General features: G+C 37.0%; 7 protein-coding genes. 6 read left to right on the top strand and 1 reads right to left on the bottom strand.

Features of this window, described 5'->3' with window-relative positions; translation table 11 throughout:
- Nucleotides 1-28 precede the first annotated feature (28 nt).
- The 3 genes from BUC31_RS04665 (at nucleotide 29) to BUC31_RS20275 (ending at nucleotide 2,431) form a co-directional block, all read left to right on the top strand.
- The gene (locus tag BUC31_RS04665; RefSeq protein WP_073241709.1) at nucleotides 29-802 is read left to right on the top strand and encodes a DUF3050 domain-containing protein; all 774 of its coding nucleotides are present in this window, start codon (nucleotides 29-31) and stop codon (nucleotides 800-802) included.
- 42 nt (nucleotides 803-844) lie between these two features.
- Nucleotides 845-2,221, top strand: coding sequence for an MATE family efflux transporter (locus BUC31_RS04670; RefSeq protein WP_073241711.1), 1,377 nt, complete (start codon nucleotides 845-847; stop codon nucleotides 2,219-2,221).
- 69 nt (nucleotides 2,222-2,290) lie between these two features.
- Nucleotides 2,291-2,431 carry a hypothetical protein gene (locus tag BUC31_RS20275; protein WP_170861927.1) on the top strand — a complete coding sequence of 47 codons (141 nt, stop codon included), beginning with the start codon at nucleotides 2,291-2,293 and terminating at the stop codon, nucleotides 2,429-2,431.
- Here the strand turns inward: BUC31_RS20275 and BUC31_RS04675 are convergent.
- The gene (locus tag BUC31_RS04675) at nucleotides 2,428-3,732 is read right to left on the bottom strand and encodes an alpha/beta hydrolase family protein (protein WP_073241712.1); all 1,305 of its coding nucleotides are present in this window, start codon (nucleotides 3,730-3,732) and stop codon (nucleotides 2,428-2,430) included. The genes BUC31_RS20275 and BUC31_RS04675 overlap by 4 nt on opposite strands.
- A 307-nt stretch (nucleotides 3,733-4,039) precedes the next feature.
- Here BUC31_RS04675 and BUC31_RS04680 point away from each other — a divergent pair, with 307 nt between their 5' ends.
- The 3 genes from BUC31_RS04680 to BUC31_RS04690 all read left to right on the top strand — a co-directional run bounded on the left by BUC31_RS04680 (nucleotide 4,040) and on the right by BUC31_RS04690 (nucleotide 11,056).
- Nucleotides 4,040-7,150, top strand: a complete 3,111-nt coding sequence (locus BUC31_RS04680; protein ID WP_139251934.1) for a WD40/YVTN/BNR-like repeat-containing protein — start codon at nucleotides 4,040-4,042, stop codon at nucleotides 7,148-7,150.
- Nucleotides 7,151-7,316: 166 nt separating this feature from the next.
- Entirely contained in the window at nucleotides 7,317-10,442 is a 3,126-nt protein-coding gene (locus BUC31_RS04685) for a VPS10 domain-containing protein (RefSeq protein ID WP_073241716.1), read from the top strand.
- Nucleotides 10,443-10,504: 62 nt separating this feature from the next.
- Nucleotides 10,505-11,056, top strand: coding sequence for a CopD family protein (locus BUC31_RS04690; RefSeq protein ID WP_073241718.1), 552 nt, complete (start codon nucleotides 10,505-10,507; stop codon nucleotides 11,054-11,056).
- The last annotated feature ends 33 nt before the right edge of the window (nucleotides 11,057-11,089 follow it).

The raw sequence follows: 11,089 nt of genomic DNA on the forward strand, positions 1-11,089 counted from the left end.
AAATTAAAATTCTAAGAAAATCACTGCTATGAAAATCGAAGAAATAGAAATTATATTACAACCGTTAAGAGAAAAATTAAGAAATCATGCGCTTTATTCGGAGTTGAGATCAGTATCTGATATTCAAATATTCATGGAGAACCATGTGTTTGCCGTATGGGACTTTATGTCGCTTTTAAAGGCATTGCAGATTAACTTGACCTGTACTTTATTGCCGTGGAAACCGGTAATCAATACAAATACCGCTCGGTTTATTAATGAGATAGTTTTGGAAGAAGAAACTGATGTTAATGAGCTTGGAGTTTTAAAGAGTCATTACGAAATGTATTTGGACGCTATGGTTGAAGTAGGTGCAGATACTACTAGAATATCAACTTTTCTCAATAGCATTAATGAGTTGGATAGTGTTTTGAGTACAATTCAAAATTCTGATTTAAACGCTGCCGTTAAATCTTTTTTGAGCTTCACTTTTGAAACGATTAATACGCAACAACCACATAAAATTGCCGCTGCATTTACTTTTGGTAGAGAAGATTTAATACCGGATATGTTCTTGAGAATTGTTGAACAGGCCGGGGAAGATGCATACCCTAAACTGGAATACTATTTAAGAAGACATATTGAGTTGGATGGTGATGAACACGGTCCACTTTCTCTAAAAATGATTCAAGAATTATGCGGAGATGATGCTGTAAAATGGCATGATGTTCTAGAATGTTCTGAAAAAGCATTGCAACAGCGCATAGCCTTATGGGACCATATTGCAAAAGCAATTCAGCAAAATAAAGAGATTACAGTTTAAACATTATCATCTAAGATGGTATATTAATTTAAAACCGCACTAATGGCAAACGTTTCCGCAGAACAACTGGGCACGGAATCAATTTCTAGTTTGCTCATAAAACAAGCACTACCTGCTAGTATAGGCATACTGGTCATGTCGTTAAACGTTCTGGTTGATTCCATTTTTGTGGGCAATTGGATTGGTTCTATTGCCATTGCCGCAATAAATGTAGTACTGCCTATTTCCTTTTTTATTGGTGCTTTGGGTATGGCAATCGGTATTGGCGGTGCAAGTATTATTTCGCGTGCTTTAGGTGCTGATAATAAAGAAAAGGCGCTACGAACATTTGGTAATCAAATTTCGTTTACCATACTGATTACTGTAATTATGGTGGCAGTAGGGCTAACTTTCGTAGATACCCTAATACCTGCTTTTGGGGGTAAAGGCTCTATTTTTGAGCTTGCTAAAATCTACTACGTTATTGTTTTGTACGGTGTGCCATTTTTGGCACTTAATATGATGGGCAATACTGTAATTAGAGCAGAAGGCAAGCCTAAGTTTGCCATGATAGCAATGATTATTCCGTCCATAGGAAATCTTGTATTAGATTATCTATTTATTAATGTATTAGACTACGGAATGGAAGGTGCCGCTTGGGCAACTACAATCAGTTATTTTCTTTGTTTTAGTTATATACTTTACTTTTTTCTCTCTAAAAATTCAGAATTAAAACTTAACGCGCAGTATTTCAGTATAGACTTTTCAATTCTAAAGGAAATAAGTTCACTTGGGGTTGTAACCCTATCTAGGCAGGCAGTAGTAAGTATCATTTATTTGCTGATGAACAATATACTCTTTGACTTAGGAGGAGAGGCTATGGTAGCTGTTTACGCTATAATAGGTAGAATGTTGATGTTTGCTCTTTTCCCCGTATTCGGTGTAACACAAGGCTTTTTGCCTATTGCAGGTTTTAATTACGGAGCTGGAAAATACGAAAGGGTAAAAGAGTCTATTTACACAGCCATAAAATTTGCAGCCATATTAGCGACTGTAGTTTTCACGGGACTCATGATTTTTCCGGCAGATATTGCAGGACTCTTTTTAAGTGATAAACCAAATATGAGTTCGCTAGAACTTACTACGAATGCATTTGTTATGGAAAATACACCATCTGCCATGCGCTGGGTGTTTGCGGCTACGCCGATTATTGCACTTCAGCTTATTGGTGCCGCTTATTTTCAGGCAATAGGAAAAGCGGTACCAGCATTATTATTAACCTTATGCCGTCAAGGCTTTTTCTTTATTCCCTTAATCTTAATATTACCCAATTACCTTGGTGAACTAGGTGTTTGGATCTCTTTTCCTATTGCAGATGTGCTTGCAACTATTGTTACTGGGTATTACTTGAGAAAAGAGATTAATAAAAATTTGGTTTAATCTTTCTAAAGACCAAACCTTAGAAAACATTTTCCGTAAGTAGCTTTAGAAACACTAAAGAATACTGTTATGAATTTTATTTTATCACAATTAATTGCCGTTGCCATATTTCTATTAGCATGGAAACTTAAAGAATTGATAAACAATCAAAATACTTATGTAAAGCTGCTTAAGGAAAATGCTATTAAAGTCTCAAAAGTTAAATACTAGTTGGCTGGTGTAGCATGTAACAATTCCATACCTGTAGATGATCTTGGTTTAAAACCTGTCCAGTCTTTTTCATTTGAATTTTCTTGTACATCTAAAAATTGAGCGTTGTCTTGGCTTTTAAGATGCTTGCCTATAAATGCTGTTACAAAGTGCTGATTTATATTGTTTATTTTACGTTGATCCCATGAAGGTTCTGCGTATCTATAATACTCATCAATATGTAAACCTGGTGCTAATGCTTCTGCCGGCGGTGGGTTTGGTGCAACGTTATGTCTTGCATTTTTATAAGTTAATAGATAGCGATCTGCATTTACGGCACCTTCGTAAATTGCTTTAATGCCTTTTTCATACCCTGAGATATCATCTTGGCTTCCGGCAACAAAGAAAGTGGGAGTTTTTAATCCTTTTAATCCTTCTGCATCCCAAACACCACGTTCCATTCCCCATGGGGCAAAGGCAACTATTGCTTTAATTCTAGAATCAGCCATCTTTTCGTATTCTGCATTACCTGCCGTGTTTACCGATATGGCAGAACTACCACCGGTCATACCTGTAAAAAATTGACCTAAACCTGCGCTATATCCTGCTCCACCAACATTTAAAACTCCGTAGCCTCCCATAGAATATCCTATAATGGCGGTATTGTTAGCATCTACTAACCCCTCAATTATATTCTTAGAACCTTTAGCTCCTAATTTTTCCATTTCATTGATTACAAAACGAATATCTTTTGGTCTGTTCAAAAGTGTACTTTGAAACGCGTTGGCATCTTTGAATGTAGAATCTGTATGATCAATTGCTGCGACAATATATCCTTTAGAGGCTAAATTCTCTGTCAGGTATGTCATTAAAAAGCGTGACCCCACATAGCCATGAGATACTACGACTAAAGGAAATTTATTTCCTTTCAATGCTTTGGCATCTCTGTAGGTTCTTCCTTTAAAAGTAAAAGGTGTTAACGGTCTTAACGAATCTCCTCTGGTGCCCATTACCTCGTCATAAACTACAGTTTTTGCATCAGCACCTATACTTGCAGGATACCAAACCTCAATAGTAATTGGTCTGTCATAACTTGGGTCTTTACCTTCTTTTGAGTTTAAAATATCAACTTGGTTAGGGTTCACTAGGTTTACCGTTTGTACGCCAACTTTATATTTGCCTCTAGCGCTTAATTCAGGTGCATCGGGCATTTGGTCTCCGTATAAAAAGTCTTGGGTTTGGGCATTTGTTGAGGTAATAGCCAATCCGTTAAAAAGAATGGCAATTAGCGATGCCGAAAATAATAGCGTTCTAAATTTCATAATTGTTAGTTTGTTGGCTTAAATATATGAATACTTTAAATAATTAGCGCTTTCTGTTTAATATGTTGAATAAGTATTTTTCCAAAGGATGATTCTCTTGCCTGTTCTTTTATAGATAGAAATATCAATCGCTACTGAGAATTAAATATTGAAATACATAACTGATTCTCAATTTGATAATTATGCTTGTTTAGAAATGCTAATAAAATCTTAAAATCAACATTTGCATAACTATTTGTTTAATTTTAGTGAAGACTAATATCAAACTATCAAAATGAAAAAGCACCTTACCAATGCTAGCATTCTTATGCTGGCACTTTTACTATTGCCCCTATCCTTGCTATCTCAAAGAAGGAACAAATCTCAAATTAATACACCAACTTATCCGGAAGAATTGTATTCTAGTTTAGAGTATAGGTCCATTGGTCCGTATCGTGGTGGTCGATCTGCCGCAGTAACTGGTGTGCCAGGCGAGCCTAATCTATTTTACTTCGGTGCTGCAGGTGGTGGAGTTTGGAAAACATTAGATGGAGGACGTTCTTGGGATAATATTTCCGATGGATATTTCGGTGGAAGTATTGGTGCTATTGAGGTAGCTAAAAGTGATCCAAATGTTATTTACGTAGGCGGTGGCGAAAAGACCTTAAGAGGAAATGTCTCGTCTGGTTACGGAGTTTGGAAAACAGAAGACGGTGGTAAAACATGGGCTTCTGCAGGTTTAAAAAAGAGTAGACATGTACCAAGACTTCGCGTACATCCTACAGATTACAATACCGTTTATGCAGCTGTGTTAGGTGATATTTATAAGCCTACAAAAGAACGTGGTATTTATAAAAGTACAGATGGTGGTAAAAATTGGAAGCAAGTTCTTTTTGTAAATGAACAAGCTGGTGCGGTCGATTTGACTTTTGACCCTAATAATCCAAGAATTTTATATGCATCTACATGGCATGCACAACGTACACCGTATAGTTTAATTAGTGGTGGCGATGGTTCTGCATTATGGAAAAGTATGGACAGTGGAGAAACCTGGAAGGAAATTTCTAAGAACGAAGGCTTTCCAAAAGATACCTTAGGTATTATTGGTGTAGCTGTTTCCCCAAAAAATTCAGAGAAAGTTTGGGCAATCGTTGAGAATAAAGAAAAGGGTGGTTTATATCGCTCTGAAGATGGTGGTAAAACATGGTCTGTTGTAAATGAAGAACGTAAAATTCGTCAACGTGCTTGGTATTATACTAGAGTTTATGCAGATACACAAGATGAGGATGTTGTTTATGTGTTAAACGTAAATTACCATAAGTCTACTGATGGTGGTAAGTCATTCAATACTTTTAATGCACCACATGGGGATCATCATGATTTATGGATATCTCCTGAAGACTCTCAACGTATGATTATTGGTGATGATGGTGGTGCCCAGATTTCTTATGATGGTGGCGAAACTTGGAGTACGTATTACAATCAGCCTACGGCACAATTTTATAGGGTTACAACAGATAATTCTTTTCCATATAGAATTTATGTTGCACAACAGGACAACTCAACTTTACGTATAGACCATAGAAGTGATGGGAGTGTAATTGATGAAAGTAACTGGGAGGAAACTGCTGGTGGAGAATCTGCATGGATAGCTGTAGACCCAAAAGATAATGATATTGTTTACGGTGGTAGTTATGATGGTTTCTTAACTCGTGTTAATCATAAAAAGAAAACGGTAAGAGGTATCAATGTTTGGCCAGACAATCCAATGGGTGCTGGTGCAGAAGCAATGAAGTATCGTTTTCAATGGAATTTCCCTATTCTATTCAGTAGACATAATCCTAATAAATTATACACCTTTTCTAACTATGTGCATGTTACAGAAAATGAAGGTCAAAGCTGGGAAGTTTTAAGTGGTGATTTAACCAGGAACGATCCAACAAAATTGGGTTCTAGTGGTGGACCAATAACTCAAGATAATACGAGTGTAGAATACTACTGTACCATCTTTGCAGCGAATGAAAGTCCTTTGAAAGAAGGTCTTCTTTGGGTAGGTAGTGATGACGGATTAATTCATGTTTCAAAAGATTCTGGTGCAACTTGGGAGAATGTTACTCCGCCAAATATGCCAGAGTGGAATATGATTAATAGTATTGATCCTTCTAATTTTGATGAGGGTACATGCTATGTAGCCGCTACTAGATATAAGCTGGGCGATTTTCAGCCATACCTATATAAAACAACGGATTACGGTAAATCGTGGACAAAAATAACGAACGGTATTCCTTCAGAACATTTTACAAGAGTTGTTCGTGAAGACCCAAAGAAGAAAGGTTTATTATACGCAGGTACAGAAACGGGCATGTATGTTTCTTTTAATGACGGTGCTAATTGGGCTCCTTTTCAAATGAATTTACCAATTGTACCTATTACCGATTTAACCATTAAAGATGATAATTTAATTGTGGCTACTCAAGGGCGTAGCCTGTGGATTATTGATGATTTAACGGTGCTACATCAATTAGATGAAAGTAAGAAGAATTCAAATACCATATTGTTTAAGCCTAAAGATTCTTACCGTACTAAGGGTAGAGTATCTAAAAAACCTTCAAAAACTGCGGGAGAAAATTTAGAGAACGGTGTAATCGCACATTTTCTAATGAAAAACTATACAGAGAAAGATACGGTTCAGCTGACTTATACGAGTATGGCTGGTGATACTTTGGCAAATTATAGTACTGCTGCTAAGAAAAAAGACAAAAAACTAGAGGTAAAGAAAGGTGGTAATACATTTGTTTGGGATACTCGCGGTAAAGGAGCTGAGAAACTAGAAGGAATGATTTTCTGGTGGGCTAATTTTGACGGTGCTAAAGCGGTACCTGGTGATTATAAAGTCCATTTGAATGTGAATGGAACTAATAGTAGTGAAACATTTACCATTTTACCAGATCCAAGAGCAGAAAGTTCGGTAGCTCAAATGCAAGAGCAGTTCAATTTTATTACAGATATCAACACTACCATTGAAAACGCACATCAATCTATAAAGAAAATTAGAAATGTTACTAAGCAACTGAATTCATTTACTGAGCAGTATAAAGATGACGACAGAACTAAAGATTTGGTAGAAAAGGCAAAAGCCATGAAAGACAAACTTGGCGAAGTAGAAAAAGCTTTGTACCAAACTCAAAATAGAAGTGGTCAAGATCCTTTGAACTTCCCAATTAAATTGACTAACAAATTGGGTCATTTGAATAGCTTGGTTTCCATTGGTGATTTTCCTCCAACAGAGCAAGATGTTGCTGTTAAGAACGAATTGACAACTAAAATCAATAAAGAACTTGAAATTTTTAATAACGTAATCTCATCAGAGCTTCAAGAATTTAATAAAGGTTTCAACGAACTTAAATTGAATTACTTGTTCATTGATGAAAGTAAATAAAATAAAGTTTTGTCATATCGAGTGAATCTTTGAAATATGAAAAATTGTATCGAGAAACCTTTTATCTACCAAGGGTTCTCTATACAATTTTTCTTTTCGTTTTATTCAAATTAGAACCACTCGAACTGACATTGTAAAAACCAAAACAACATCCAAACAAACTATCATGAAAAAACAACTACTCTTGTTTATGGCGGTACTTACAACCACCATAACTTTTGCGCAGACAGCCAATGATTATTTTAAACCTTTAAAATTTAGAAATATTGGTCCTTTTAGAGGTGGGCGTTCGGTAACTGCTACGGGAGTTATTGGTGATCCCATGACGTATTATATGGGCACGACCGGTGGCGGAGTTTGGAAAACAGAATCTGCAGGACAACGTTGGGAGAATATTTCTGATGGCTTTTTTGAATTAGGGTCTGTTGGTGCGGTTTCCGTATCGGTATCTAACCCAAACATCGTTTATGTAGGTATGGGTGAACACGCTCCACGTGGGGTAATGACATCTTACGGAGACGGAGTATATAAATCTACTGATGCCGGTAAAACATGGAAGAAAATGGGTCTTGAAAAAACCCAGCATATTTCACGAATTATCATCCATCCTACAAATCCTGATATCGTTTATGTGGCTGCGCAAGGTGCACTTTTTGAAGGTAATTCCGAACGTGGAATATATAAAACTACAGATGGAGGTAAAACGTGGACAAATACCTTATTCGTAAACAATCTTACGGGTGCATCAGAACTTTCTATGGATGCGAATTATCCTGAAATTATGTACGCTGCCATGTGGGAGCATCAACGTAAACCGAATATGGTGGTTAGTGGTGGTGTTGGTAGTGGATTATACAAATCTACTGATGCAGGAGATACTTGGAAGAAAATTCATGAAGGTCTACCTGAAGAAAAAGGAAAAATGGCAATCGCTGTGAGTCCGTCGAATTCTAATAAAGTTTATGCACTCATTGAAAGTGATTCAGATGCCGATAAAGGCGGGTTATTCGTTTCTAACGATGCAGGTGAGTCTTGGTCAATGGTAAGTGGAGATAATAGATTGGTACAGCGTGCTTGGTACTATATAGAGGTTTTTGTGGATCCTAATGATGAAGATACCGTGTATGTATTAAGTGCACCGGCATTACGTTCTGAAGATGGTGGTAAAACATGGGAAAATGTTGAGGTTGCCCATGGAGATACACATGATTTATGGATCAACCCTAGCAATTCTAAGAATATGGTTTTGGCAGATGATGGTGGTGCTTCTGTTTCTTTTGATTACGGAAAAACATGGTCTACACAAAGCAATATGCCTACTGCTCAGTTTTATAGAATTAGTGTAGATAATTTGTTTCCTTATAATATTTATGGCGGTCAGCAAGATAACAGGTCAGTTAAAATTGCTAGCCTTTCTGCTGGTAGTGGTAGTATTACCACGAGAGATTGGACAGATTCTGCAGGTGGAGAAAGTGCTTTTTTAGCATTTGATCCAGATAACCCTAGGTATGTAATGGGTGGGCAGTATTTAGGTACTGTTGAAGTTATGGATATGGAGTCCAAAGCTGCAACGCAGATTATGCAAGCACCTATTCAATATTTAGGTCGTGAGGCGCGAGACATGAAATACTTGTTTAATTGGAACGCTCCTATTATTGCTTCTACTCATGAACTCGGGACTTTTTATCATGGGGCCCAATTTGTGTTTAGAACTAGGGATATGGGTGAAACTTGGGATAAAATATCTCCAGATTTAACAAGAGATATCGATGCAAAACAAGGTAACGGTGGTGGACCATATACTAACGAGGCTGTAGGTGCTGAGAATTATGGTACGCTGGCTTACATATTAGAATCTCCGCATGAAAAAGGATACATCTGGACAGGTAGTGATGACGGATTGGTGTATTTGACTAAAAATGGAGGGGAGACATGGGAAAATGTAACGCCTAAAGGATTAAAAGAATGTTTGATCAATGCAATTGAGGTTTCTCCGCATGATCCTGCTACTGCTTACATTGCAACAACAAGATATAAGTTTAATGATTACACACCTGGTTTCTACAAAACAACCGATTACGGTAAAACTTGGACTGCTATCAACTCCGGTATTCCTTACGGTGCTTTTACGCGCGTAGTTCGCGAAGATGAGTTTAAGAAAGACTTGCTATATGCTGGTACTGAGAAAGGAATCTATGCATCTTGGAATGGTGGCAAATCTTGGGAGCCTTTTCAATTGAATTTACCTAAAACGCCAATTACAGATTTAAAAATGCACAAAGGCGATATGGTAGTTGCTACTTCTGGTCGTTCGTTCTGGATTCTTGATGATATTGTTGCTCTTGGGCAGTATCAACCTTCAAAAACGGGACTTCAGATTTTGAAACCTAAAGATGCCTACAATGGTTCTTGGGGGAGCCCATTGAGTGGTAATTCTGATAAATTTACCGGTAGCGATACTTTTGAAGGTATTAATCCTGCTAACGGAGTAGTGCTATATTACGAGCTACCTAAATTGAAAGATAGTACTGCAATTGCTTTAGAAATTTTAGATGCTAAAGGGAAGGTGATTAGAACAATTAGTTCAGAAAAAGATCCTACATACAAACCACATAATGGAGGTGGTGCGCCACCAGCACCAGTATTAAGTAGAAAAGAAGGCTTGAACCGCTTTGTTTGGGATATGAAAAATGCCATAATGCCGGGTATACCAGGCGTGTATATTGAAGCAGGTTTTAGCGGACATAAAGTATCTCCTGGTACGTATACTTTTAAACTAAAGGTTGATGGGCAAACAGTTTCTACTACAGGTACAATTAATGAAGTGCCTACATATGAAACAAAACCTGGTCAGTACAAAGAATATGATGCTTTTATGACGACTGCTGAAGAAGAATTGACCGAAATGCACAACATGATTAATCAACTATATGCTGCTCAAAACGATTTAGCTGAAGTCTTGAAAAAGGTAACCGATCCTACGGCGAAAGCTGCTGGTGAAAAGCTATTGGCAGAAATGAAAGCATGGGATGGTGATATGGTACAACGTAAATCTCAGGCTTATGACGATGTTGAAAATTTCCCGAATAAGTTTTCTGCAGAATATATATTTATGATCAACCAGACCAATAGCAGTATTCCAAGACTGAACAGGTCTAGTAAAGAGCGTAAAGCCGAATTAGACGCACAATGGACTGGTTTAAAGGCTAGAGGTAATCAGTTTATAAATGCTGCCATTCCTGCATATAACAAGTTGCTTTGGAATGCTGGAATTGGAGCCGTAAGATTATAACATAGAATCTATTCGCTTTTGCTAACTTTGATCTTGATTCAAGAGTTTTAACTGTGAGTATTATGAGCGAATATTACAATTATATAAAATCCCTGCATCTTATCTTCGTAATAACGTGGTTTGCAGGGCTTTTTTATATACCTAGGCTGTTCATTTATCATATAGAAGCCAATCAAAAACCTTCTCCTGAAAAGGAAATTCTTTCAAAGCAATTAAAGTTAATGACCAAACGATTGTGGTATATCATCACATGGCCCTCTTCAATATTGGCAACTTTCTTTGCGATTTGGTTACTTATTATTTACCCAGGTTGGTTATCACAACCTTGGATGCACGTAAAACTAGGTTTCGTGTTGTTGTTGATCCTTTATCATTTAAAGAACCATCAAATTTTCAAAAAGTTTCAAAGAGATGAAATAAACTATACGTCTAACTACATGCGTATGTGGAACGAAGGCGCAACCCTTATTCTATTTGCTATCGTTTTCTTGGTGATACTAAAACATACCTTTAACTGGATATTTGGCGTTATAGGGATTGTAGTTTTAGGCATACTTTTAATGTTAGGGATAAAGTTGTATAAGAGAATTCGGAATAAAAATTCCGAAGCATAATTGCCTGAGAGATAAAGTTTAATTCTAGTTTTT

The sequence above is a fragment of the Maribacter aquivivus genome, assembly GCF_900142175.1.
Classification (GTDB): domain Bacteria; phylum Bacteroidota; class Bacteroidia; order Flavobacteriales; family Flavobacteriaceae; genus Maribacter; species Maribacter aquivivus.